Annotated in this window: 26 protein-coding genes; 11 read left to right on the plus strand and 15 right to left on the minus strand. The window is 64.7% G+C overall.

All coding sequences use genetic code 11. The features are described 5' to 3' along the window. Nucleotides 1-291 precede the first annotated feature (291 nt). The 3 genes from cueR (at nt 292) to LGM42_RS32630 (ending at nt 1542) form a co-directional block, all read left to right on the plus strand. Nucleotides 292-696, plus strand: a complete 405-nt coding sequence (gene cueR / locus LGM42_RS32620; protein ID WP_226234384.1) for a Cu(I)-responsive transcriptional regulator — start codon at nt 292-294, stop codon at nt 694-696. Nucleotides 697-912: 216 nt separating this feature from the next. Continuing rightward, a complete protein-coding gene (locus LGM42_RS32625; RefSeq protein WP_080970925.1) occupies nt 913-1059 on the plus strand; it encodes a DUF3563 family protein in 147 nt (48 codons plus the stop codon). A gap of 114 nt (nt 1060-1173) precedes the next feature. Then, the gene (locus tag LGM42_RS32630; protein ID WP_226234385.1) at nt 1174-1542 is read left to right on the plus strand and encodes a hypothetical protein; all 369 of its coding nucleotides are present in this window, start codon (nt 1174-1176) and stop codon (nt 1540-1542) included. A gap of 15 nt (nt 1543-1557) precedes the next feature. Here the strand turns inward: LGM42_RS32630 and LGM42_RS32635 are convergent, their stop codons facing one another. After that, nucleotides 1558-2403 (minus strand): 23S rRNA (adenine(2030)-N(6))-methyltransferase RlmJ, encoded by an 846-nt coding sequence (locus tag LGM42_RS32635; protein WP_059583529.1) that lies wholly within the window; start codon nt 2401-2403, stop codon nt 1558-1560. 111 nt (nt 2404-2514) lie between these two features. Then, nucleotides 2515-3486, minus strand: a complete 972-nt coding sequence (locus tag LGM42_RS32640) for a potassium channel beta subunit family protein (protein WP_059583531.1) — start codon at nt 3484-3486, stop codon at nt 2515-2517. A gap of 164 nt (nt 3487-3650) precedes the next feature. On the opposite strand from LGM42_RS32640, the gene LGM42_RS32645 reads away from it, so the two are divergent. Then, the gene (locus tag LGM42_RS32645; RefSeq protein ID WP_089464956.1) at nt 3651-4439 is read left to right on the plus strand and encodes a 3-hydroxybutyrate dehydrogenase; all 789 of its coding nucleotides are present in this window, start codon (nt 3651-3653) and stop codon (nt 4437-4439) included. 120 nt (nt 4440-4559) lie between these two features. On the opposite strand, the gene LGM42_RS32650 is transcribed toward LGM42_RS32645, so the two are convergent. Continuing rightward, on the minus strand, nt 4560-5759 hold the full coding sequence (locus LGM42_RS32650) for an amino acid aminotransferase (protein ID WP_226234386.1): 1200 nt from the start codon (nt 5757-5759) through the stop codon (nt 4560-4562). A gap of 259 nt (nt 5760-6018) precedes the next feature. Between LGM42_RS32650 and uvrB the strand changes: the two genes are divergently transcribed. The 5 genes from uvrB (at nt 6019) to LGM42_RS32675 (ending at nt 11566) form a co-directional block, all read left to right on the plus strand. Then, a complete protein-coding gene (gene uvrB, locus LGM42_RS32655; protein WP_059583537.1) occupies nt 6019-8109 on the plus strand; it encodes an excinuclease ABC subunit UvrB in 2091 nt (696 codons plus the stop codon). A gap of 223 nt (nt 8110-8332) precedes the next feature. Next, a complete protein-coding gene (locus LGM42_RS32660; RefSeq protein ID WP_059583539.1) occupies nt 8333-8884 on the plus strand; it encodes an iron transporter in 552 nt (183 codons plus the stop codon). 55 nt (nt 8885-8939) lie between these two features. Then, entirely contained in the window at nt 8940-9272 is a 333-nt protein-coding gene (locus LGM42_RS32665) for a cupredoxin domain-containing protein (protein WP_006478303.1), read from the plus strand. A 57-nt stretch (nt 9273-9329) separates the two neighbouring features. Next, nucleotides 9330-10172 carry an FTR1 family iron permease gene (locus tag LGM42_RS32670; RefSeq protein ID WP_060313601.1) on the plus strand — a complete coding sequence of 281 codons (843 nt, stop codon included), beginning with the start codon at nt 9330-9332 and terminating at the stop codon, nt 10170-10172. Further along, a complete protein-coding gene (locus tag LGM42_RS32675; protein WP_059583543.1) occupies nt 10169-11566 on the plus strand; it encodes a 4Fe-4S binding protein in 1398 nt (465 codons plus the stop codon). The genes LGM42_RS32670 and LGM42_RS32675 overlap by 4 nt, the downstream gene beginning before the upstream one ends. Nucleotides 11567-11841: 275 nt before the next feature. Here the strand turns inward: LGM42_RS32675 and hemP are convergent, their stop codons facing one another. From hemP to LGM42_RS32690, 3 genes are all read right to left on the minus strand, one after another. Beyond that, entirely contained in the window at nt 11842-12087 is a 246-nt protein-coding gene (hemP, locus tag LGM42_RS32680) for a hemin uptake protein HemP (protein WP_034207822.1), read from the minus strand. 139 nt (nt 12088-12226) lie between these two features. Then, on the minus strand, nt 12227-12709 hold the full coding sequence (locus LGM42_RS32685) for an SRPBCC family protein (protein WP_059583545.1): 483 nt from the start codon (nt 12707-12709) through the stop codon (nt 12227-12229). A gap of 100 nt (nt 12710-12809) precedes the next feature. Further along, nucleotides 12810-13682 carry a pirin family protein gene (locus LGM42_RS32690; RefSeq protein WP_060313604.1) on the minus strand — a complete coding sequence of 291 codons (873 nt, stop codon included), beginning with the start codon at nt 13680-13682 and terminating at the stop codon, nt 12810-12812. Between the two features lie 121 nt (nt 13683-13803). On the opposite strand from LGM42_RS32690, the gene LGM42_RS32695 reads away from it, so the two are divergent. After that, a complete protein-coding gene (locus LGM42_RS32695; RefSeq protein WP_059583548.1) occupies nt 13804-14778 on the plus strand; it encodes a LysR family transcriptional regulator in 975 nt (324 codons plus the stop codon). A gap of 405 nt (nt 14779-15183) precedes the next feature. Here the strand turns inward: LGM42_RS32695 and LGM42_RS32700 are convergent, their stop codons facing one another. The 9 genes from LGM42_RS32700 to LGM42_RS32740 all read right to left on the minus strand — a co-directional run bounded on the left by LGM42_RS32700 (nt 15184) and on the right by LGM42_RS32740 (nt 22479). After that, complete coding sequence (locus tag LGM42_RS32700) at nt 15184-15612, minus strand: ExbD/TolR family protein (RefSeq protein WP_226234387.1); 429 nt, start codon at nt 15610-15612, stop codon at nt 15184-15186. A 13-nt stretch (nt 15613-15625) separates the two neighbouring features. Further along, entirely contained in the window at nt 15626-16360 is a 735-nt protein-coding gene (locus tag LGM42_RS32705; RefSeq protein ID WP_059642283.1) for a MotA/TolQ/ExbB proton channel family protein, read from the minus strand. 36 nt (nt 16361-16396) lie between these two features. Further along, complete coding sequence (locus tag LGM42_RS32710) at nt 16397-17128, minus strand: energy transducer TonB (protein ID WP_060011405.1); 732 nt, start codon at nt 17126-17128, stop codon at nt 16397-16399. Nucleotides 17129-17346: 218 nt separating this feature from the next. Further along, nucleotides 17347-17583, minus strand: a complete 237-nt coding sequence (locus LGM42_RS32715; protein ID WP_006482749.1) for a bacterioferritin-associated ferredoxin — start codon at nt 17581-17583, stop codon at nt 17347-17349. Between the two features lie 151 nt (nt 17584-17734). Continuing rightward, on the minus strand, nt 17735-18592 hold the full coding sequence (gene murI, locus LGM42_RS32720; protein ID WP_226234388.1) for a glutamate racemase: 858 nt from the start codon (nt 18590-18592) through the stop codon (nt 17735-17737). 44 nt (nt 18593-18636) lie between these two features. Then, nucleotides 18637-19113, minus strand: coding sequence for a bacterioferritin (gene bfr / locus LGM42_RS32725; RefSeq protein ID WP_006478315.1), 477 nt, complete (start codon nt 19111-19113; stop codon nt 18637-18639). 193 nt (nt 19114-19306) lie between these two features. Beyond that, a complete protein-coding gene (locus LGM42_RS32730; RefSeq protein WP_034183495.1) occupies nt 19307-20830 on the minus strand; it encodes a fumarate hydratase in 1524 nt (507 codons plus the stop codon). Between the two features lie 44 nt (nt 20831-20874). Continuing rightward, complete coding sequence (locus LGM42_RS32735) at nt 20875-21459, minus strand: TIGR00645 family protein (RefSeq protein WP_012492727.1); 585 nt, start codon at nt 21457-21459, stop codon at nt 20875-20877. A gap of 111 nt (nt 21460-21570) precedes the next feature. Continuing rightward, complete coding sequence (locus LGM42_RS32740; RefSeq protein WP_060313613.1) at nt 21571-22479, minus strand: DMT family transporter; 909 nt, start codon at nt 22477-22479, stop codon at nt 21571-21573. A 322-nt stretch (nt 22480-22801) separates the two neighbouring features. Here LGM42_RS32740 and LGM42_RS32745 point away from each other — a divergent pair. Further along, nucleotides 22802-23408, plus strand: a 607-nt coding sequence (locus tag LGM42_RS32745) for an AMP-binding protein (RefSeq protein WP_226234389.1), incomplete at its 3' end; no start/stop codon positions are given.

Genomic DNA, 23408 nt, shown 5'->3' on the forward strand with positions numbered 1-23408 from the left:
CCGAACAGGACCGTGAAACGACTCTACGCCGATGATAGTGCGGATTCCCGTGTGAAAGTAGGTAATCGTCAGGCTCCCTCAAGCCAAGAACCCCCGCCCGACAAGGCGGGGGTTTTTGCATTTCGGCACCCCGAAAAGCATGCGCCGAGCCGCGCCCGTTCCATCCGCGCTCCTGCGTCCAAGCTGTCCCTCGGAACGAAACCTCTCGATTTGATACGATCGACGTGTCGTCGGCGACGGCATTCGTCGCCGTTCGTGTTCGAAACCAGGGCTTGATGAAGAGGGCAGGGAATGAATATCGGCGACGCGTCGCGCGAATCCGGGGTCAGCGCGAAAATGATCCGGTACTACGAACAGGTCGGCCTTCTTGCGCCGAGCAAGCGGACCGAGGCCGGCTACCGGATCTACGGCGCGGACGAAATCCATATCCTGCGATTCATCCGTCAGGCTCGGCGACTCGGCTTTCTCGTCGAGGACATTCGCAAGCTGCTGATGCTTTGGCAGGATCGCTCGCGCGCCAGCGCCGAAGTGAAATCGATCGCTCTCGAGCACGTGGCCGAACTCGACAAACGCATCGCCGAACTCAGCGACATGCGCGACACGCTGGCCGATCTGGCCGCGCACTGCCATGGTGACGGGCGGCCTGAATGCCCGATTTTGGCGCGCCTCGCCGACCCCGTCGATGAACCAAATTAGTGCGCTTCCTCGAGCCGCAAAACGGCCCCCCGGCTCTATTCCTAGAAAAATCAATGTGTTACAGGTGGGCGGTGCGGTACCATTCCAAATCGGAATGGTGACCATGCAAGTATTTCACTAGCATCTTGGTGCGGCGTCGCTATAATTCGGGATAACCCTATACGGGAAATCCCTGAATATCGATTCACCAGGGGTCCCTCTTCCTTGGAGAACGTCATGATCGCCTACATCGTCGAAAAGCTGAGCAACTGGTTCGAGTCCGCGGAACGTGAGCGCCGTGAGGCTTACCTCGCCACGTCGTCGGACATCGTTCAGCTCGAGCGCCGCATCCGCTCGCTCGAAACCAACGGCTACTCGCTGTAATCGGAGTGACCGTCAGGTGCCGAGCGGCACCGAACGATAAGCAAGCCCCGTATTGACGGGGCTTTGTTTTTTTGTGCGCCGGATCTGGCGAAATCGCCGGGGCAGCGCTATGGTATGGGCCTACTTTTCATCGGGAAGGACACGATCATGCGTGTGCGTGTCGATGTGCGCCGCAGTACCTGCGCGCGTCTCGTTCTGGGCGCGGCAGTGCTCGTCCATGGCTTCGCTGTAGGTGCCGCGACGTCGTCCAGGCCGCTCGTGCTCGATACCCAGCGCGGTATCCGGGACGGCAAGGGCGGGTTGGTGTTGCAGACGGCACCGTTGTCTTCGGAGCCGATCGTCGAGCCGGCAGGCATGCGGGCTCCAGCCGGGCAGGGACCGAATACGTCGGTTCCGCTGTTCGTCGCGCCGTACATCAATGTTCCCGCATGGAACGGGCAGCCGGCCAACCAGCCGAGACTGGCGCCCAGACCGCAACCGTAACCGCCGGTCGCCCGATCAGTTGCCGCGGTGCTCGATCTGGCAGCGGGCGCCGCTATCCTGTCCCAGCTTCTCGACCAGGTAGGGCAGGACCTCGTTCATGCTCTGGGCGAGCGTATATGGCGGATTCAGGATGAACATCCCGCTTCCGTAGAGGCCCAGTCCATCGGTCGGCGGATTCGACACCGTCAGCGTCAGGTGGAGCCAGTTGTTCGGCTGCAGGCGCTTCAACTGCTCGGGAAAGCGTTGCGATTCCGTCCGCGTGACCTGCGGATACCAGATGGCATAACAGCCGGTCGCGAAACGCTTCAGGCATTCCGTCACGCAGCTCACCGTGCGCGCGTAATCCTTCTTGTCCTCGTAGGACGGGTCGATCAGCACGAGTGCGCGTCGCGGTGGCGGCGGCAGCAGCGCCTTGATACCTTCGAAGCCGTCGCCGGCGAAGATCATCGCGCGTCGCCCCGCATCGCGAAAATTGTGGCGCAGCACATCGATTTCCGTCGTATGCATTTCGAACAGACGCATCCGGTCCTGCTCGCGCATCGACCGCCAGGCGATGTACGGGGAGCCCGGGTAGAAGTGCAGTTCGCCGTCGTCGTTCAGCGCGCGGACTTCATCGATATAGTCGCCCAGCGCTTCCGGAAGGCTCTTTTCGTTCCACAGCCGGCCGATGCCGGTATCGAATTCCGACGTCTTCGCTGCATAGCCGTCGCGCAGCGAGTACACGCCGGCGCCCGCGTGCGTATCGATGTACCAGTACGATTTGTCTTTCTTGTTCAGGTAGCGCAGCAGCTGGACGACGACGGTGTGCTTGAGCACGTCCGCGTGGTTGCCTGCGTGAAAACCGTGACGATAACTGAGCATGGCTGGCTGCCTGAAACGAAAGGTGAATCGATTAAAACGGTCGAACGTGCGCGGCCGTCAGGCCGGGCACCGATGCGGCCGCGTATTGTACGCGAGTGGTCGCGAGTCGCCTTACTCGTATGCGTCGCCGACTACCGCCTCGATGCGCTGCTTCACATCCGGCGTCAGCTTCGCGGCAACGTCGAGCGCGCGCATGTTGTCGCCGATCTGGTCGACCCGCGAGGCGCCCGTGATGACCGAACTCACGCGCGGATTCGCGAGCACCCACGCAATGGCCAACTGGCCGGTGCTGCAGCCGAGCTCGGCGGCGATCTCGCCGAGCCGTTCGACGATGTCGTTGGCGGCCCGATCGGTCAGGCGTTCGCGCATCCAGTCGTAGCCTTGCAACTGCGCGCGGCTGCCGGCCGGCACGCCGTTGCGGTACTTGCCGGTGAGCAGGCCCGACGCGAGCGGGCTCCAGGTCGTGAGGCCGAGGCCGTAATCATCGTAGAGCCGCGCATATTCCTGTTCGACCCGGGTGCGGTGGAACAGGTTGTACTGCGGTTGTTCGACGACCGGCCTGTGCAGATGATGCCGCTCGGCGATCTCGCATGCCGCGCGGATCTCGTCGGCGCTCCATTCCGACGTGCCCCAGTACAGCGCCTTGCCGCGCACGATCATGTCGCTCATTGCCCAGACGGTTTCCTCGATCGGCGTATGCGGATCGGGGCGATGGCAATAGACGAGGTCGACATAGTCGAGCTGTAGCCGGCGCAGCGAGCCGTCGATCGCGTTCAGCAGGTATTTCCGGTTCAGCGTGTGATACTGGTTCGGGGCTTCCGCGAGCCCCCAGAAGAACTTCGTGGACACGATATAGCTGACGCGCGGCCAGTCGAGCGACTTGAGCGCGTGGCCCATGATTTCCTCGGATTTGCCGCCGGCGTAAACCTCGGCGTTGTCGAAGAAATTGACGCCCGCGTCGCGTGCCGCGGCGAGGCATTCGCGCGCGACCCGCTGGTCGACCTGGTTGCCGTACGTCACCCACGAGCCGAGGGAAAGCTCGCTGATCTGCAGGCCGGAGCGGCCTAGCCGTCGATAGTGCATGAGATTCTCCTGCTGAACGGAACCGACCTTAAGCTTAGACGTTTTGCGCGCGAACGGCGGGTCCGATCGGGCACAATGGCGGCTGGCACGCCGATGCGATTTCGCGATGCGCGCGGATGCGGCGGGCGCGTGTTTCATCGATCCGACAACGGGAGGAGACGGACATGGCAGCAGATCTGAATGGCAAGACCGCAGTCGTCACGGGCGCCGCGAGCGGCATCGGCAAGGAAATCGCGCTCGAGCTCGCCAAAGCGGGCGCGGCCGTCGCGATCGCCGACCTGAACCAGGACGGCGCGAACGCGGTCGCCGACGAGATCGTCAAGGCAGGCGGCAAGGCGATCGGCGTCGCGATGGACGTGACCAACGAGGAAGCGGTGAATAGCGGCATCGACAAGGTCGCCGCGACGTTCGGCTCGGTCGACATCCTCGTGTCGAACGCGGGCATCCAGATCGTCAACCCGATCGAGAACTATTCGTTCGCCGACTGGAAGAAGATGCAGGCGATCCACGTGGACGGCGCGTTCCTGACGACGAAGGCCGCGCTCAAGCACATGTACAAGGACGATCGCGGCGGCGTCGTGATCTACATGGGTTCGGTGCACTCGCACGAAGCGTCGCCGCTGAAGTCGGCGTACGTGACGGCCAAGCACGGGCTGCTGGGTCTCGCGCGCGTGCTGGCGAAGGAAGGCGCGAAGCACAACGTGCGCTCGCACGTCGTGTGTCCGGGCTTCGTGCGCACGCCGCTGGTCGACAAGCAGATTCCGGAGCAGGCGAAGGAGCTCGGCATCAGCGAAGAGGACGTGATCAAGAAGGTGATGCTCGGCAACACGGTCGACGGCGTGTTCACGACGGTGCAGGACGTCGCGCAGACGGTGCTGTTCCTGTCGGCGTTCCCGAGCGCCGCGCTCACGGGCCAGTCGGTGGTCGTCAGTCACGGCTGGTTCATGCAGTAACGCGGATGCGGGTGGTGTCGCCGCCCGCCGCGTTGGATGGCGCAAAAAAAACGCGCTCCGTGGAGCGCGTTTTTCATGTCGGCAGGGCGGGGCCGGCGACGGCCGCCGCCCGGCGCCGCTTTACTTCAGGACCGCTGCGACCGCTTGGGCGACCACGTCGAGGTTGCGCGTGTTCAGCGCGGCGACGCAGATCCGGCCCGTGCCGACCGCATAGATGCCGAACTCGTCGCGCAGGCGATCGACTTGTGCCGAGGTCAGGCCCGAATACGAGAACATCCCGCGCTGCGCGTTGATGAAGCTGAAATCGCGATCGACGCCGCTTGCCTTCAGGCGTTCGACGAGACCGTTGCGCATCGCACGGATGCGGTCGCGCATTTCGCCGAGTTCCTGGACCCACGAAGCGTGCAGTTCCGGCGACGCGAGCACCGCTGCGACCACCGCGCCGCCATGGGTCGGCGGGTTCGAGTAGTTCGTGCGGATCACGCGCTTCAGTTGCGACAGCACGCGCGTGGCTTCTTCCTTGCTCGACGTGATGATCGACAGCGCGCCAACGCGCTCGCCGTACAGCGAGAACGACTTCGAGAACGACGACGACACGAACGCGTTCAGGTCGGCCGCGGCAAACAGGCGCACGGCAGCGGCATCGGCTTCGATGTTTTCGCCGAAGCCCTGGTAGGCCATGTCGAGGAACGGCACGAGGTCGCGCGCCTTCACGACGTCGACGACCTGTTGCCATTGCGCTTCGGTGAGGTCCACGCCGGTCGGGTTGTGGCAGCACGCGTGCAGCACGACGACCGTGCCGGCCGCGTAGCTGTTCAGCGCCGACAGCATGCCTTCGAAGTTCACGCCGTTGGTGGCCGCGTCGTAATACGGGTACGCGACGACGTCGAAGCCGGCGGCCTCGAACAGCGCGCGGTGGTTTTCCCAGCTCGGATCGCTGATCGCGACCTTCACGTTCGGATTCACGGTGCGCAGGAAATCGGCGCCGATCTTCAGCGCGCCCGTGCCGCCCAAGGCCTGCGCCGTGACGACGCGGCCCGCCGCGATCAGCGGCGAATCGTTGCCCAGCAGCAGCTTCTGCACGGCCGCATCGTAGGCGGCGATCCCGTCGATCGGCAGGTAACCGCGCGGCAGGCCGGCTTCGACGCGCGCCTTCTCCGCGTCGCGCACCGCGCGCAGCAGCGGAATCTTGCCTTCCTCGTTCGTGTACACGCCAACGCCGAGGTTGACCTTGGTCGGACGCGCATCGGCGTTGAAGGCTTCGTTCAGGCCCAGGATCGGGTCGCGGGGAGCAAGCTGGACAGCGGAGAAGAGCGACATGATGATTCGGCAGTAGTGAAAAGAGGGTCAGGCTTTCAGCCGGCGGGACGGGTGCAGCGGACCGCGCCAACGGCGCGACGCCGGAAAGCGCAGCAGCCTGACATTGTAGCGAATTCGCGCTGGCGGGGGCGGTGATTCCGTCGCGATTGGCGCGGCGAAACGCGATTTCGGGCGGCCGTCGCGCGTCAGGAGCCGACAGCAGTTCGCTCGGCCGCGAAGCGCTAGAATGCTTTCTTTGCCCTTGCTCCGGCCGCATTCCATGTCCGAACATCATGCCGAAGTCGGCGACGCGCTCGACGAATCCAAATTCGTCACTTTCGAAGGGTCGCCGTTCCAGCTTTACCAGCCGTATCCGCCCGCGGGCGACCAGCCGAGCGCGATCGACACGCTCGTCGAAGGGGTCGGCGACGGCCTTGCCTTCCAGACGCTGCTCGGCGTAACCGGCTCGGGCAAGACCTTCACGATGGCCAACACGATCGCGCGGCTCGGCCGCCCGGCGATCGTGTTCGCGCCGAACAAGACGCTCGCCGCCCAGCTTTACGCGGAGTTCCGCGAGTTCTTCCCGCGCAACGCGGTCGAGTACTTCGTCTCGTACTACGACTACTACCAGCCCGAGGCCTACGTGCCGCAGCGCGACCTGTTCATCGAGAAGGATTCGTCGATCAACGAGCACATCGAGCAGATGCGGCTGTCGGCGACGAAGAGCCTGATGGAGCGCCGCGACGTGGTGATCGTCGCGACGGTGTCGGCGATCTACGGTATCGGCAACCCGTCCGAATACCACCAGATGATCCTGACGCTGCGCACCGGCGACAAGCTCGGCCAGCGCGACGTGATCGCGCGGCTGATCGCGATGCAATACACGCGCAACGAGCAGGATTTCCAGCGCGGCACGTTCCGCGTGCGCGGCGACACGATCGACATCTTCCCGGCCGAGCATGCGGAAATGGCCGTGCGCGTCGAGCTGTTCGACGACGAGGTCGAGACGCTGCACCTGTTCGACCCGCTGACCGGGCGCGTGCGGCAGAAGATCCCGCGTTTCACCGTCTATCCGTCGTCGCACTACGTGACGCCGCGCGACACCGTGATGCGCGCGGTCGAGACGATCAAGGACGAACTGCGCGAACGGCTCGAGTTCTTCCATCGCGAAGGCAAGCTCGTCGAGGCGCAGCGCCTCGAGCAGCGCACGCGCTTCGACCTCGAGATGCTGCAGGAGCTCGGCTTCTGCAAGGGCATCGAGAACTATTCGCGGCATTTCTCGGGGGCGGCGCCCGGCGATCCGCCGCCGACGCTCGTCGACTACCTGCCGCCCGATGCGCTGATGCTGCTCGACGAATCGCACGTGCTGATCGGCCAGTTGAACGGCATGTACAACGGCGACCGCGCGCGCAAGGAAAACCTCGTCAATTACGGGTTCCGCCTGCCGTCGGCGCTCGACAACCGGCCGCTGAAGTTCCATGAGTTCGAGCGCAAGATGCGCCAGGTCGTGTTCGTATCGGCCACGCCGGCCGACTACGAGAAGCGCGTGACGGGTCAGATCGCCGAGCAGGTCGTGCGGCCGACGGGCCTCGTCGATCCGGAAATCGAAGTCCGGCCGGCGAGCTCGCAGGTCGACGACGTGCTGACCGAAATCAACGCGCGCGTGAAGGCCGGCGAGCGCGTGCTGATTACCGTGCTGACGAAGCGCATGGCCGAACAGCTGACCGAGTTCCTCGCCGACCACGGCGTCAAGGTGCGTTACCTGCACAGCGACATCGACACGGTCGAGCGCGTCGAGATCATCCGCGACCTGCGGCTCGGCACGTTCGACGTGCTGGTCGGGATCAACCTGCTGCGCGAGGGCCTCGACATTCCCGAAGTGTCGCTCGTCGCGATTCTCGATGCGGACAAGGAGGGCTTCCTGCGCGCCGAGCGCTCGCTGATCCAGACGATCGGTCGTGCCGCGCGGAACGTGAACGGCAAGGCGATCCTCTACGCGGACAACATGACCGAGTCGATGAAGCGCGCGATCGGCGAAACCGAGCGGCGCCGCGCGAAGCAGATCGCCTACAACGAAAAGATGGGCATTACGCCGCGCGGCGTCGTGAAGCGCATCAAGGACATCATCGACGGCGTCTACAACGCCGACGACGCGCGCGCGGAGCTGAAGGAGGCGCAGCAGCGCGCCAAATTCGAGGACATGTCGGAAAAGCAGCTCGCGAAGGAAATCAAGCGCCTCGAGAAGCAGATGGCCGACTACGCGAAGAATCTCGAATTCGAGAAGGCCGCCGCGACCCGCGACCAGCTTGCCGTGCTGCGTGAACGCGTGTTCGGCGCGAACGTCGGCGACCACATCAGCGGTGGCCGGTAAATCTTTCCAAGCGTCACGGAATCCGTCGGTAAAGCGCCTGTAAGCCTTGTCGGATCAGGGGTTTACGGCGCTCCCCGTTTGTTCCGGAACGGGTTCGGTGCTAAACTCCGCATGTATTGAGAATAGTTCGCATTAACGTTCTTCGTCGCGTTAGTGTTTCCGGCGGGCGGCAGCGGCGGCTCGCATGTCGTCAAGATAGTCAGACAAATAACAAGGAGTGTCCATGTTGGGTTCTTCGTTCATCCGCACGACGGTTGCGGTAGCGGCGGCGTTTGCCGCGATGTCGGCCTCGGCTGCCGAGTATCCGATCGGCAAGCAGCAGATCCAGGGCGGCATGGAAATCGGCGCGGTGTATCTGCAGCCGATCACGATGGACCCGGAAGGCATGATGCGCAAGGCGTCGGATTCCGACATCCACCTCGAGGCCGATATCCATGCGGTCAAGAACAACCCGACGGGTTTCGCGGAAGGCGACTGGATGCCGTACCTGCAGGTCACGTACAAGCTGACGAAGCAGGGCGACACCAAGTGGAAGGCCGAGGGCGACCTGATGGGCATGGTCGCGAGCGACGGCCCGCACTACGGCGACAACGTGAAGCTCGCCGGCCCGGGCAAGTACCACCTGACGCTGGTCGTCAAGCCGCCGATGCAGTCGGGTCACATGGCGTTCGGTCGTCACGTCGACAAGGAAACGGGCGTGGGCCCGTGGTTCAAGCCCATCACGCTCGAGTACGACTTCCCGTTCGCCGGTATCGGCAAGAAGGGCGGTTACTGATCGGTGGCATCACGAACGGCGCGCTTCGGCGCGCCGTCGGCGTAGAGAACCCAGAATGAAAATTCCCCAGAAAATCGTCGCCGCAGCCGCTGCGCTGTGGCTTGCCGGCGCGGCGCATGCGGCCGATCTGCCGACGTTCAAGCTCGAGATGACGGATGGCAAGCTGAATCCCGCCCGCATCGAAGTGCCGGCCGGCCAGCGTTTCAAGATCGAGATCAGGAACACCGGCAAGGGCGCCGCCGAATTCGAGAGCGTGCAGTTGCGCAAGGAGAAGGTGCTCGCGCCGGGCGCCGATTCGTTCGTGGTCGTCGCCCCGCTGTCGCCGGGCGAATACAAGTTTTTCGACGATTTCCACCAGCAGGCACAGGGCGTGATCGTCGCGAAGTAACGTGTTTTATCTGCGCGCGGGCGGGCCAGGCCGTGCCCCGCGCGTCAGGAGGTATCGATGGGTCAGATCTTGTTCATCGTCTGGCGGGAGAGCGTCGAAGCGCTGCTCGTCGTCGGCATTCTCTATGCATGGCTGAAAAACGGCGACGACGACGCGCGCCGCGGTTTGCCTTTCCTCTGGACGGGCGTCGCTGTCGGCCTGTTGATGGCAGTCGGCCTCGGCGCCGCGCTGGTCGGGTTCACCGAAGTGTTGTCCGGCGACGCGCAGGACTATTTCCAGACGGCGATGGTGCTGATCGCGTGCGTGCTGATCGTGCAGATGGTGCTGTGGATGCGCCGGCACGGCCGCACGCTGAAGCGCGACATGGAGCAATCGCTGCAGCAAAGCACGCGTGATTCGAACTGGTGGGGCGTCGCGGTGCTGGTCGCGCTCGCGATCGCGCGCGAAGGCAGCGAGACGGTGATCTTCCTGTACGGCCTCGGTTTCGGCCAGTCCGGCCACGTCGACGGCAGCCAGATGCTCGCGGTCGTGATCGGCCTGGGCCTCGCGTTCCTCACGTTCTATCTGCTGCAGCTCGGCGGCAAGTACTTCTCGTGGCGGCATTTTTTCCGCGTCACCGAAGTGATGCTGCTGTTCCTCGGCGCGGGCCTGTTCCAGACCGGCGTCGACAAGCTGATCGACAAGGAAATCCTGCCGCTCGGCATCTCGCAGGTGTGGGATACGTCCGCGATCCTCGATGATTCGGGCACGTTCGGTTCGCTCGTCGCGACGCTGACCGGCTATCGCGCGCACCCGGCGCTGACCAACCTCGTGGCGTATGCGGTGTACTGGGCGGTCGTCTGGTTGCTGATGAAGCGTGCGAGCCGCCGTCCGGCCGTTGCAGCGGGTCGCGCGGCATGAGCGTTGTCGCCGCCGTCAAGCCGGGCTGGCTCGCGCAGGCCGGCCAGTGGATGCAGCGCCACGGTGCGCTGATCCGCGGTATTCAGTGGATCGTCGTCGCCGTCTACGCGTTCCTGATCATCGTGCCGGCGGTGTTGCCGCTGCCGGACGATTCCGCGCATCTGTGGAACAACCTCACGCTCATCGCGCAGTTCGCGTTCTGGGGCATCTGGTGGCCGTTCGTCCTGCTGTCGATGGTGATGCTCGGCCGCGTCTGGTGCGGTGTGCTGTGCCCGGAAGGCGCGCTCACCGAATACGCGAGCAAGTTCGGCCGCGGCGGCCCGATTCCACGCTGGATCCGGTGGGGCGGCTGGCCGTTCGTCGCGTTCGGCATCACGACGATCTATGGGCAGATGGTCAGCGTGTACCAGTACCCGCTCGCGGTGCTGTTCGTGCTCGGCGGCTCGACCGTCGGCGCGATCGTGATCGGCGTGCTGTACGGCCGCGAGAAGCGCGTGTGGTGCAAGTATCTGTGCCCGGTCAACGGCGTGTTCGGGTTGCTCGCGCGGCTTGCGCCGATGCGCTACAAGGTCGACGAGGACGCGTGGCGCCGTTCGTACAGGAACGGCGAGCACGGCCATCGCGTGATTCCGATCAATTGCGCGCCGCTCGTGCCGTTGCGCAACATGAAGGGCGCGGCGGACTGCCATATGTGCGGTCGCTGCAGCGGGCACCGCGACGCGATTTCGCTGTCGCTGCGCTCGCCGTCCGACGAAGTCGTGAACCTCGGTGCGGAGCGAGCCAACCCGTGGGACACCGCACTGATCCTGTACGGCCTGCTCGGCGTGGCGATCGGTGCGTTCCACTGGACCGTCAGCCCGTGGTTCGTGCAGATCAAGCAATGGCTCGCGGGCTGGCTGATCGACCACGACATCACGTGGCCGCTCGAGACCAATGCGCCGTGGTTCCTGCTCACGCACTACCCGGATCGCAACGACGTGTTCTCCTGGCTCGATGGCGGGCTGGTCGTCAGCTACATCGTCGGCACGGGGCTCGTGTACGGCACGGCACTCCTGGTGTTGCTCGCCGGCGCCACGCTGATGCTTGGCCGCTTCGATCGCGTGCGCCTGCATCACCTCGCGCAGGCGCTGATCCCCATCGCGGGTGCGGGCGTGTTCCTCGGGTTGTCGGCCACGACGCTGTCGTTGCTGCGCGCCGAGCATGTGCCGCTCGGCTGGGCAACCGATGTGCGCATCGCGATTCTGGTCGGCGCCAACGTATGGAGTGCGTGGCTCGCGTGGAAGGTGACGGGGCGCTATGCGGCGTGGCCGCGCCGGCTCGCGGCATTCGCGTGGTTCGCCGTCGGGCTGGCTGTCGTCGACAGCGCATGGTGGTTGATGTTCTGGGGATTCTGAGGCGGCGCGCATGCCGCTCTCGCCGTCGCGCATTGACGGCAGCTACGACACTTGGGCAGCGTGCTTTGCGCATCGGCTGTCCAAACAAAAAAGCGACACGTCCATCGACGTGTCGCTTTTTTCTTCCTTGTGCGAGAACCAAAAAAAGTGGCTTGGCTTGCTGCAACGGCTGCTTGAGTGTGTTTGCACGAAGGGGTCTAGATCTCGCGTGCAAGCCGTTACGCTGGCTACTGCCCAACACCTCTCAGGGAGGTGGTCCCCACAATACTCGGTCGTTACTTCGTCAGGATCAGTTTGCCGAGCCGCGTGGCGCGCAACTGATACGTCTCTCCGTTATGCGCGATGCTGACGTGGCTTTGGCCCTGCAGCAGCGCATCGCTGTTGACGACCCGCGTGCCTGCATCGCGGTTGCCGGCGGGTTTCGCCGGCGTGGTGACCGCTGCCGTCTTCTGACGGCTGCTGGCTGCGGTGCCGGTGGTCCGGCGCAGGGTCAGCGTGGTCGGGCGCATGGTGTCGGTCATTCGGTTTGATCGGTGACTGTCGATACGATGGAATGAATTCTAAATGATAACTATTCCCATTTACAAAAACTCTTTATCGATCGATGGTTCTAGTCTGATAGTTTGAATCAAAAGGGGCGGCCCGCAGGCCGCCGCCGGTTCAGTGCAGCGGATCAGGGTCCTTGCGACCCTGCGCGTATTCGCGGATCAGGCGCACCGTGTCGATATCCGACGTGCGGTATGCCTCCTTGACGATCCCATGCGTCTGTCGCGCTTCTTCGCTGTCGTCGGTGACCGTCAGCGTCGTCCGGTACTCGAAACGCAGGAACAGTTCGTGGTCGTCGCGCTCCTCGATCGTCATCGTCAGCGAGCCGCCGATCTCGCCATCGGCTGCTCGGATGTCGTAGCGGACCTGCTGGTTCGGCGTGAATGTCACGTGGTCGCGCACCGTCGCGTGGCCGTAGTGCAGTTCGCGTTCGAGCGTCGTGTCCGTCCGTTCGTGGATGACGCAACTGTCGAGGCCGATCACGAACAATTGCGGCTGTTCCGCACGGAGCACGAGGCCTTCCCAGAGCTGGTCGCGAGTGAGAGTCGGCACGGCCGGATCGTCGGAGTTGATCTGGATCAGATGTTCGAAGTTCAAGGGGACGGGTTCCTTCTGGGTGGCGGGTGGCCACATGGTTCAAGAAGTTATTGTGACGCAAAACCGCCGGCTTCGCGGCACCTGCGACCCCCGATCGAAACTACGCCTCGATGCGACCCATGCGACCGGTCTGATAGTCGACAACGGCCTGCCGGATCTCTTCCTCGGTATTCATCACGAACGGGCCGTAACGGACGATCGGCTCGTTGAGCGGCACGCCGCCGATCAGCAGCAGGTCGAGCGACGTGTCGCTGGCAGCGAACGTGACGGTGTCGCCATCGTCGCCGTAGACGATCATGTGTCGCGGGTCGACAGCCTGCCTGTCGGGCCCGTAGAGGCCCGTTCCGTCGATCGGATAGGCAAACACGCGATAACCGGCCGGCACCGGCTGCGTGACCGTTGCGCCGGGCTCCAGCGTGAAATGCTGATAGAGGATCGGCGTGCGCGTCTCGATCGCGGCCTGTACGCCAAACGCTTCGCCGGCGATGACGCGCACGCGCGCGCGACCGTCCGGCGACGTCGCCGCCGGAATGCGAGCGGCCGGAATCTCCTGGTAGCGCGGCGCGATCATCTTGTCGCGGCGCGGCAGGTTGACCCACAGCTGGAAGCCGTGGGAGCGGCCGCCGGCCTGCGCGAACGCCGGGTCCGGCATTTCGCTGTGGACGACGCCGGCCCCGGCCGTCATCCATTGCACGTCGCCCGGGCCGAGCGTGCCGGCATGGCCGGACGAGTCGCGATGGCGGAAGCGTCCGTCGAGCGCGTAGGTCACGGTCTCGAAGCCGCGATGCGGATGGTCGGGCGCGCCCACGGCTTCGCCGGGCGCGTAGTCGACAGGGCCCATTTCATCGAGCAGCAGGAACGGATCGAAATCCATCAGCAGCCGCGTCGGGAACGGGCGGTGAACCACGAAACCGCCGCCTTCGGTGGTGCGAAGCGCGGGGTAGGTGCGATCAAGCGAGCGAGCGGTGGTCATGGGAAGCCCTCGAAATCATCGGAATAGCGTTATTTTCGAAACATAGCGCTATTATATTGGGCGTTTTACCGGTCGATTTGCGGCGGATCGCAATGGATTGTTCTGAAATTGGAACGATGAGATGAATATCGATGCACATAACCTGAACGACCTGATGTACTTCTCGCAGGTCGTCGAACATGGCGGTTTCTCGGCCGCCGAGCGCGTGCTGGGCATCTCGAAATCGCGTCTGTCGCGGCGCCTGACCGAGCTCGAGGCGGCGCTTGGCGTGCGCCTGCTGCAGCGCTCGACGCGCAAGCTCGCGCTGACCGAGGCAGGGGAGCTGTTTTACCAGCATTGCCAGGCGATGCTCGCGGAAGCGCAGGCCGCGATGAACGCCGTGCAGCAGTTGCGCGCGTCGCCGCGCGGCTCGGTACGTGTCAGCGTGCCGGTGACGCTGTCGCAGACGATGCTGTCGCGCATCCTGCCCGAATTCCTGCGCCGCTATCCCGAGGTGAAGGTGCACGTCCGCGTGACGAACCGCGTGATCGACCTGTTCGAGGATTCGATCGACGTCGCGTTGCGCGTGCGCTCGGAGCCGCCGCAGAACGCGAACATCGTCGTGCGGCCGCTGTGGCGCACCGAGCAGATGCTGGTCGGCGCGCCGAGCCTGCTGAGCCAGAATGCACCGCCGCTGGTGCCGGACGACCTGACCGGCTTCGAGACGCTCGATACGCCGAGCGTCGACGGCCGGCACGTCTTCAACCTGATCGCGCCGGACGGGACGCGCCACGTGCACGAGCACGATCCTCGCCTCGTGACGGCCGACCTGATGACGATCCGCGAGGCCGTGCTCGACGGCCTCGGCATCGCGGCGCTGCCGGAGATGATGTACGGCAACGCGCTGCGTGCGGGGCAACTGTCGCCGGTGATGCCGGGCTGGACGCTGCCGGTGCCGCAGTTGTATGCGGTGTTCGTGTCGCGGCAGGGGATGCCGCCCGCGGTACGTGCATTCGTCGATTACCTCGTCGAGAAGCTCGACCATGGCGCGTACAAGGATCCGGGTTGCCCGGAACGCGCGAAGAAGGAAGCGGCGGCCGATGTTTCGGCCACCTGAACACGGCGGGCACGACGACGCAAATTTGTTTTGTCATTGAAGCGCCGCCTGCAATCGCAAGTTTCAATCGCCGGAACCTTGAATGCGTTCGCTGGCGAGCCTATATTGAAATCCCATTTCGTGAAGGAAGTTCTGAGCGAAATCAGGTGGCCGCATATATTGTGAGCCAGATAGGGCAGAACGCGCAGTCCGTGCAGACCACGGCAAAGTCGCATTTGCGTTGCTCGAGGCGTAACCGATACCGCCGAAGAGCCCGCCGCCCGAAGGCGCCCGCGTGCGCATGAAAAAAGGCCTTCATCTGGCGATGAAGGCCTTTTACTTTGGGTGCGGCCGGCTAGGTGCGGCCGGCTAGGTGCGGCCGGCAAGGCGCGCAGTGACTACCGGCGACGACAGAACGTGCGCGTGTTACTTAGTTTTCGCGCCGGGCTCCGTCACGAAGCCGAGCTTGGTCAAGCCGCCAGCCTGTGCATCCGACATCACTTCCGCGACGTGCTCGTAGGCCACCTTGCGGTCCGCGCGCAGATGCAATTCCGGCTGCGGCGTGCGCTTCGCGGCTTCCGCGATGCGCGCCTGCAATTGTTCGCGCGTGACCTTGTGGTCGTCCCACAGGATCGTGCCGTCACCCTGGATCGCGACGTCGACGGTCTGCGGCTTTTCGTCGACGGGCTGGCTGCTGGCGTGCGGCAGGTCGATCTTCACCGCATGCTGCATCGCAGGGATCGTCACGAGGAAAATGATCAGGAGTACGAGCATGACGTCGACGAGCGGCGTCATGTTGATCTCGCTCATCACGGCATCGTCGTCATCGTCGCTGAAACCGGTGTTCATGGCCATGGTGTACCTCGTCTCAGCTGGCGGTGCGCGATGCGAGACGCAGGCCGTCGCGCGTCGACGACGACGCGAGGCTCGCGCCCGTCACGAAGTACGCGTGCAGACCGTGCGCGAAGCGGCGCAGCTTGCTGACGACACCCTTGTTCGCGCGGATCAGCGCGTTGTAGCCGAGCACCGCGGGAATCGCGACGAACAGGCCGAAGGCCGTCATGATCAGCGATTCGCCGACCGGACCCGCGACCTGGTCGATCGACGTCTGGCCGGTGGCGCCGATCGCGAGCAGCGCGTGATAGATCCCCCAGACCGTGCCGAACAGGCCGACGAACGGTGCGGTGCTGCCGACCGATGCGAGGATCGCGAGGCCGCTCTGCATGCGCGAAATGCCTTCGTCCATCGTGTCCTTCAGGCAGCGCGTGACCCAGTCCGATACGTCCATGCGATCGTGCAGATGCGGTTGCGTGTGATGGTGGTGGTCGACGGCTTCCTTGCCCGACAGCGCGAGCGCGAGGAACGGGTTGTCGTTCGGCGTCGACGCGGCGAGGCCGAGCTTCTTGATGCCGTCGTCGAAATCGTCGGAATGCCAGAAAGCCTGTTCGGCGTTCTTCGTGAGGCGGTTCAGGCGGATCACGTTCCAGCCCTTGATGACGATCACGATCCAAGACAGGACCGACATCACGAGCAGCGTGATCGCAATGGCGCGCGTGACGAAATCACCTTGCGCCCAGACGTGCGCGATACCGTAGCTTTGCATTTTTTTGTTTCCTTTGAATCTTCCGGATGAGGCAGGTTAGTCGGTGAGCCCGAAGCTGTAGGGCTGTGTGCGGGCGGCGCGGATCGCCTCGCCGTTCTCGACGTACGGACGGCAGGTGGTCGCGCGCATCGCGTCGAGTGCGGCATCGTCGAGGCGCGGATAGCCGCTGCTCTTCTGCAGATCGATGCTTTCGATCTTGCCGGTCACGCCGACGACGAAGTGGACATAGGCGGTGCCCGATTCGCCGCGGCGTCGCGACATCGACGGATAGTCGGGCTTCACGAAGTTGCATTGGAGCGTCGGCACGTTCTTCGGCGCGCTGACCTGCATCGTTTCGCGCGCCGGGCCCGGCGTAGCGGCCGGTGCCGCGGGAGCGGGCGCGGCGGGAGCGGGTGTCGGATCGGCGGCGGGAGCCGGGGTGGGCGACGGCGCCGGCGAGGGCGCGACCGGCTGCGGGGTCGGCTTCGCGGCTTTCTGCACCGGTTTCGGCTCGACCTTCGGCTTCACGCGCGGCACGGGCTTCGGCGGGGCGGGCTGCGGAATCGATTCGGCCGCGACCTGCTGCGCGATCGGCGCAGGCGTGATGAGCTGCGCGGTGATCGTCTGGACCTCGACCGATTTCGGCGGCGGCGCGTTGCGATGGAGCCATGCGGCCGTCAGCATGATCGCGTGTGCGGCTAGCACGCCGACCGCGACGACGATCACTCGGGGATTCATACGTGGTGCAGCCGGCATGGCGCCGGCAGGAGCGAGATGCGAAGCCTGCATGTTAGCTTGAAAGAACGACGCCGCACCCGGGGCGCGGCGGGTGAATCGGCATCACTTGCGGAAGATCAGCAGCGAGATGCAAACGGTGGTTACGAATCCGATCAGCAATTCCATCACAGGCTCCTTGGCAGGTAAGCCGTTGGCTCGCGCAGACGGTGGCTTGCTGACGGTCAAGACAAAAAATGCGGCCTGGGCCGCATGCGCACGCTCAGCGCCGCTCAGGCGGCCTTGCGGTCGTAGAACGTGACCGGGATCGGATGCGCATGATGCTCGACGCCGCACCGGCTCGCGCAGACGCCTTGCTCGGCCATGAGGTCGCGTACGGACTCCTCGCACTTGCCGCAGCACGTGGCCACGCCGAGTTCGAACTGGAGTTCATCGAAAGAGTTGACGCCCTCGGCGAGGGACGCGCGAATCTTGCGATCGGAAACAGACTTGCACACGCAGACGATCATGATGAGTTGCGATAGCTAACGTTAATGCGAATTATTATCATTAATTTTGCAGGTGTTGACAAGTCTGGGTCCGGCTTTTTTTAAGGTCATCGGACCCTTGAAACGACGGGGAGCGGTGAGGGCGCAGCGGGAGCGGGCGCGCCGGCCCGCGTCAGGCGGTCGCGCAGGCGTGCGCGTTCGGCGAGGAAATGGTGACGGATTCGACCGGCGCCTCGAGGCCGAGCAGCGTCGACGCGAGCGCGCGCAGTTGCAGGCCGTCGCTCGTCGAGCACAAGCGCGTCGGCGCGGCCTGCGTGCCGGCCGGCGCGCGCAGCCCGCGTTCGTCGAGCACCCGCGCGAGCTGGCGGGCAATGGCATCGCTCGTGTCGACGATCGTCAGGCGCTCGCCAACAATGTCACGAATCGTTTCTGTGAAGAACGGGTAGTGCGTGCAGCCGAGTACCAGCGTATCGGCGCCCTCGTCGAGCATCGGCTGTATGTAACGCTCGAGCAGTGCCCGTAGTGCGGGCGAGTTCGTGTCGCCGCGCTCGATCGCTTCGACGAGCCCGTGGCCGGGCTGACAGATGAAGCGGCGGCCGGCGCCGTAGCGGTCGAGCAGCGCCTGGAAGCGCGGGCTGTTCAGCGTCGACTGCGTGGCGAGGACGCCCGCGACGCCGGTCGCGGACAGCGCGGCGGCCGGCTTGATGCCCGGCTCGACGCCGACGAGCGGTATCGACAGGCGTTCGCGGATGGCCGCGATCGCCCGAGCCGTTGCCGTGTTGCATGCGATGACGAGCGCTTTCGCGCCTTCGCGCGCGAGCCACTCGCCGATGGCCAGCGTGCGTTCCGTAATGAATGCCTCGTCGCGCGGGCCGTATGGCGCGTGGTGCGAGTCGGCGACGTAGACGAACGATTCGCCGGGCAGGTGCGCGCGCGCGGCGCGCAGCACCGACAGGCCGCCGAGCCCCGAGTCGAAGATGCCGACAGGGGCGGCGGCGCGCGGCGCGCTAGCGGCGGACGGGTGCGTCATCGTCGGGCGGGTGGCGGGCTGGCGGGCAGGGCAGGGCAGGGCGATTACTCGGCCGAACCCATCATCGTTTGCTGATAGTTCTGCAGGCCGACCTTGCCGATCAGGTCGATCTGCGTTTCGAGCCAGTCGATGTGCTCTTCGGTGTCGTCGAGGATCTTTTCGAAGATCTCGCGCGACACGTAGTCGCGAACCGATTCGCAGTAGGCGATCGCTTCCTTGCAGGTGGACTGCGAGATCTGCTCGAGCTTCAGGTCGCACTTCAGGATCTCTTCGGTTTCCTCGCCGACGAGCAGCTTGTGCAGGTCCTGCAGGTTCGGCAGGCCGTCGAGCATGAACACGCGTTCGATCAGCCAGTCGGCGTGCTTCATTTCGCCGATCGACTCGTCGTATTCGTGCTTGCCGAGCTTGTCGAGGCCCCAGTGCTTGTACATGCGCGCATGCAGGAAGTACTGGTTGATCGCCGTGAGTTCATTCTTCAGTTGGGCGTTCAGATATTCGATGACTTTCTTGTCGCCTTGCATGGCTGTTCCTTGTTCAGTGGAGCTTCAGAAACCGAACGATAATCGCTCGAACGAGAAAAGCCAAGCCTCGAAGCCTTGTCGGGCCTGCCTTTTGCGTGTAATGAGAATCAGCCTTGAATAACCGGCCGCGCACAATAATGAGAATGAGAAGTAAAAAGGCCGGACGTGCGTCCGGCCTTTCGTTCGATCGCGCTTACGCGGCTGCGACCGGGATCTTGCCGATCTTCGCCTGCCATTCCTTCGGACCCGTCTGGTGCACCGACGTGCCCGACGAATCGACAGCAACTGTTACAGGCATGTCCTGCACGTCGAATTCGTAGATCGCTTCCATGCCGAGGTCTTCGAACGCGAGCACCTTCGCGCCGCGAATCGCCTTCGACACGAGGTAGGCCGCGCCGCCGACCGCCATCAGGTAGGCGGCCTTGTGCTTCTTGATCGCGTCGATCGCGACCGGGCCGCGCTCAGCCTTGCCGACCATCGAGATCAGACCCGTCTGAGCGAGCATCGTCTCGGTGAACTTGTCCATGCGCGTGGCCGTCGTCGGGCCGGCCGGGCCGACGACTTCGTCGCGCACCGGGTCGACCGGGCCGACGTAGTAGATCACGCGGTTCGTGAAGTCGACGGGCAGCTTCTCGCCCTTCGCGAGCATGTCCGCGATGCGCTTGTGCGCGGCGTCGCGGCCGGTGAGCATCTTGCCCGACAGCAGCAGCGTCTGGCCCGGCGTCCAGCTCGCGACTTCTTCCGGCGTCAGCGTGTTCAGGTCGACGCGCTTGCTGGTTTCCGTGTTCGGTTCCCACTGCACCTTCGGCCAGGCGTCGAGCGACGGCGCTTCAAGCTTGGCCGGGCCCGAGCCGTCGAGCACGAAGTGCGCGTGGCGCGTGGCCGCGCAGTTCGGGATCAGCGCGACCGGCTTCGACGCCGCGTGCGTCGGCGCCGCCATGATCTTCACGTCGAGCACGGTCGCGAGGCCGCCGAGGCCCTGCGCGCCGATGCCGAGCGCGTTGACCTTCTCGTGCAGTTCGACACGCAGTTCCTCGACCCAGTCCTTCGGGCCGCGCGCGATGATTTCCTGGATGTCGATCGGCTCCATCAGCGATTCCTTCGCCATCAGCATCGCCTTCTCGGCGGTGCCGCCGATGCCGATCCCGAGCATGCCCGGCGGGCACCAGCCGGCGCCCATCGTCGGGACCGTCTTCAGCACCCAGTCGACGATCGAATCGGACGGGTTCAGCATCACGAATTTCGACTTGTTTTCCGAGCCGCCGCCCTTCGCCGCGACCTGCACGTCGACCTTGTCGCCCGGCACGATCTCGTAGTGGATCACGGCCGGCGTGTTGTCCTTCGTGTTCTTGCGGGCGCCTTCCGGCGGATTGACGATCGACGCGCGCAGCACGTTGTCCGGGTGCGTGTAACCGCGGCGCACGCCTTCGTTGATCATGTCGGTGAGGCCCATCGTCGCGCCGTCCCAGCGCACGTCCATGCCGACCTTCACGAAGATCGTGACGATGCCTGTGTCCTGGCAGATCGGACGCTTGCCTTCCGCGCACATGCGGCTGTTCGTGAGGATCTGCGCGATCGCGTCCTTCGCCGCCGGGCTCTCTTCCAGCTCGTACGCGCGGCCGAGGGCCTGGATGTAGTCGAGCGGGTGGTAGTAGCTGATGTACTGCAGCGAATCCGCGATGCTCTGGATCAGGTCTTCCTGTTTGATGACGGTCATGGCTGAGACTCTGTGGGGACAGTGGGGAATGCGTTGCCGACGGTTCAGGCCGCCGGTCGGGACGCCGCGGGCGCATGCGCCTCGTGGAAATGGGCCGGGTGCGTGTGCGTCGTCAGGCGGTCGACCCACGCCATCACGAGCGCCGACACCAGGAACGACACGTGGATGATCACCTGCCACATGATCGCGTGCGTCGTGTGCTGGTCGGGGTTGATGAACGTCTTCAGCAGGTGGATCGACGAAATGCTGATCAGCGCCATCGACAGCTTGACCTTCAGCACGCCCGCGTTCACGTGGTCGAGCCATTCGGGCTCGTCGGGGTGGCCCTCGATGCCGAGCCGCGACACGAACGTTTCATACCCGCCGACGATCACCATGATCAGCAGGTTCGAGATCATCACCACGTCGATCAGGCCGAGCACGGCGAGCATCACGCTGATTTCGTCGAGGCCCGTCGCATGCGACAGCAGGTGCCAGACTTCCTTCAGGAACAGGAACACGTAGACGGCCTGCGCGACGATCAGGCCCAGATAGAGCGGAACCTGGAGCCAGCGGCTCATGAAAATCAGCGCGGGAAGCGGGCGAAGCGGGCGACGGCCAGGATGGCCGGGCGAATGCGGGGCGGACATGTCGGGGTACGGGCGCGGTGCGCAGGTATCGGGGTAATCTTGAAAAGGCGCGCTATTGTAACGCGTCGGCCGGCGCGACTGCAGCGACGCGCCGGCGCCGCGGGGGACGGATCAGGAGGCGGCCGCCGGCACGCGTTTGACGCGCAGGCTCGCGAGCACGATGCCGGCGACGACGCACGCGAGCGCGATGCCGTGCGCGAGCGTCGGGCGCTCGCCGAGGAACGCGATGCCGTACGCGGCTGCCGCGATCGGCAGCACCGCGCTGAACACGCCGGCGAGGCTCCCCGGCACGTGCCGGATGCCCTTCATCCACAGCCAGAACGAGAAGATGCTGGCCGACAACCCGTACCAGACGACGAGCGCCCAGGTGCCGGCGGGCACGCTCGCGTAATCGAAGCGCCACAGCGCCGTCGCGCCGAGCGGCAGCATCAGGAACAGGCCGAACAGGTGGGTATACGCGCAGATGTCGATCGGCGCGAGCGTCTGCGTGAGCCGGCGCGACAGGATCACGTAGATCGATTCGCAGCACACCGCGCCGAGGATCAGCAGGTTGCCGGCGAGCGAGCCGGACGCGTCGCCCTGCGCGCCGTGGCCGGCCGCGCTGCCGTTGGCGAGATTGATCGTCACGACGCCGATGATCGCGAGCGCGATCGACACGAGCGCACGGCCGTTCGGTTTTTCACGCAGGATCAGCCATGCGAACAGCGCGACGATCGCCGGGATCGTGCTCGTGATGACGCCCGCGGCCACCGCGCTCGTGCGCTGCACGCCGTTGAGCATCAGCAGCGTGAACATGAAGGTGCCGAAGAACGCCTGCAGGAACAGGTTCAGCCATTCGCCGCGCTTGACCGTGCGCATCTTCACGGGGCTGAACAGCGGCCACAGCACCGCGATCGCGATCACGAAGCGCAGCGTGGCGAGGATGGCGACCGGGACGAATGCAACGATGGATTTACCGATACCGACGTTGCTGCCGACGAACAGCATCGACAGGATGAGGAAGAGGGCGTAGCGATTCAAGCTGGAATCCGGAAGGCGAGTTCAGTTAGGATTGTAGGGTCGCGGTTGTAACAGCGTAAAGCCGACCTCGGTGCGGCGCGCCCGGCGCACGAAACGGCCATGCCGCGTAAGTGACGGGTAAGTTGGCGCGCTTATCGTGGAACTGCCGCGCCACAGGTCACGTTTGCGTGACATGATGTGGTGCGGTGCAGCATCGTGCGCAGGCCTTCGCGGCCGCGCGCGGGTGGTGGGAGACAGCGGCGCGTAGCGCCGGCCAAGACGACGCGCGGCGCGCACGATCGCGCCGCCATGCAGAGGATTCATGTTCACCAAGGGGTAGTCGATGTCTGCGATTGAATCGGTTCTTCACGAAACCCGTCAGTTCGCGCCGCCCGCGGCGCTCGAGAAGACGGCGACCATTTCCGGCATGCCGGCCTATCGCGCGCTCGTCGCCGAAGCCGAGCAGGATTACGAAGGCTTCTGGGCGCGGCTCGCGCGCGAGGGCCTCACGTGGCACAAGCCGTTCACCAAGGTGCTCGACGAGCGTAACGCGCCGTTCTACACATGGTTCGACGACGGCGAGCTGAACGCGTCGTACAACTGCCTCGACCGTCACGTCGAAGCCGGCAACGGCGAGCGCGTCGCGGTGATCTTCGAGGCTGATGACGGCACCGTCACCCGCGTCACCTATGCGGATCTCCTCGCACGCGTGTCGCGCTTCGCCAATGCGCTGAAGAAACGCGGCATCGGCAAGGGCGATCGCGTCGTCATCTATATTCCGATGTCGATCGAAGGCATCGTCGCGATGCAGGCGTGTGCGCGTATCGGCGCGACGCACTCGGTCGTGTTCGGCGGCTTCTCCGCGAAATCGCTGAACGAGCGGCTCGTCGACGTCGGCGCCGTGGCACTCATCACCGCCGACGAACAGGCGCGCGGCGGCAAGACGCTGC

Origin of the sequence: Burkholderia sp. AU39826 (assembly GCF_020419965.1) — a bacterium.
In the GTDB taxonomy this organism is placed as follows: domain Bacteria; phylum Pseudomonadota; class Gammaproteobacteria; order Burkholderiales; family Burkholderiaceae; genus Burkholderia; species Burkholderia semiarida.

Coding starts and splice junctions, on each gene's coding strand:
- hemP (WP_034207822.1), bottom strand. CDS start 12,087: ATGACCGACACCATGCGCCCGACCACGCTGACCCTGCGCCGGACCACC.
- uvrB (WP_059583537.1), top strand. CDS start 6,019: ATGTCCGAACATCATGCCGAAGTCGGCGACGCGCTCGACGAATCCAAA.
- LGM42_RS32675 (WP_059583543.1), top strand. CDS start 10,169: ATGAGCGTTGTCGCCGCCGTCAAGCCGGGCTGGCTCGCGCAGGCCGGC.
- LGM42_RS32715 (WP_006482749.1), bottom strand. CDS start 17,583: ATGATCGTCTGCGTGTGCAAGTCTGTTTCCGATCGCAAGATTCGCGCG.
- LGM42_RS32625 (WP_080970925.1), top strand. CDS start 913: ATGATCGCCTACATCGTCGAAAAGCTGAGCAACTGGTTCGAGTCCGCG.
- LGM42_RS32700 (WP_226234387.1), bottom strand. CDS start 15,612: ATGGCCATGAACACCGGTTTCAGCGACGATGACGACGATGCCGTGATG.
- LGM42_RS32705 (WP_059642283.1), bottom strand. CDS start 16,360: ATGCAAAGCTACGGTATCGCGCACGTCTGGGCGCAAGGTGATTTCGTC.
- LGM42_RS32710 (WP_060011405.1), bottom strand. CDS start 17,128: ATGCAGGCTTCGCATCTCGCTCCTGCCGGCGCCATGCCGGCTGCACCA.
- LGM42_RS32660 (WP_059583539.1), top strand. CDS start 8,333: ATGTTGGGTTCTTCGTTCATCCGCACGACGGTTGCGGTAGCGGCGGCG.
- LGM42_RS32670 (WP_060313601.1), top strand. CDS start 9,330: ATGGGTCAGATCTTGTTCATCGTCTGGCGGGAGAGCGTCGAAGCGCTG.
- LGM42_RS32635 (WP_059583529.1), bottom strand. CDS start 2,403: ATGCTCAGTTATCGTCACGGTTTTCACGCAGGCAACCACGCGGACGTG.
- murI (WP_226234388.1), bottom strand. CDS start 18,592: ATGACGCACCCGTCCGCCGCTAGCGCGCCGCGCGCCGCCGCCCCTGTC.
- LGM42_RS32665 (WP_006478303.1), top strand. CDS start 8,940: ATGAAAATTCCCCAGAAAATCGTCGCCGCAGCCGCTGCGCTGTGGCTT.
- LGM42_RS32645 (WP_089464956.1), top strand. CDS start 3,651: ATGGCAGCAGATCTGAATGGCAAGACCGCAGTCGTCACGGGCGCCGCG.
- LGM42_RS32695 (WP_059583548.1), top strand. CDS start 13,804: ATGAATATCGATGCACATAACCTGAACGACCTGATGTACTTCTCGCAG.
- LGM42_RS32630 (WP_226234385.1), top strand. CDS start 1,174: ATGGGCCTACTTTTCATCGGGAAGGACACGATCATGCGTGTGCGTGTC.
- LGM42_RS32735 (WP_012492727.1), bottom strand. CDS start 21,459: ATGTCCGCCCCGCATTCGCCCGGCCATCCTGGCCGTCGCCCGCTTCGC.
- bfr (WP_006478315.1), bottom strand. CDS start 19,113: ATGCAAGGCGACAAGAAAGTCATCGAATATCTGAACGCCCAACTGAAG.
- LGM42_RS32640 (WP_059583531.1), bottom strand. CDS start 3,486: ATGCACTATCGACGGCTAGGCCGCTCCGGCCTGCAGATCAGCGAGCTT.
- LGM42_RS32730 (WP_034183495.1), bottom strand. CDS start 20,830: ATGACCGTCATCAAACAGGAAGACCTGATCCAGAGCATCGCGGATTCG.
- LGM42_RS32690 (WP_060313604.1), bottom strand. CDS start 13,682: ATGACCACCGCTCGCTCGCTTGATCGCACCTACCCCGCGCTTCGCACC.
- LGM42_RS32650 (WP_226234386.1), bottom strand. CDS start 5,759: ATGTCGCTCTTCTCCGCTGTCCAGCTTGCTCCCCGCGACCCGATCCTG.
- cueR (WP_226234384.1), top strand. CDS start 292: ATGAATATCGGCGACGCGTCGCGCGAATCCGGGGTCAGCGCGAAAATG.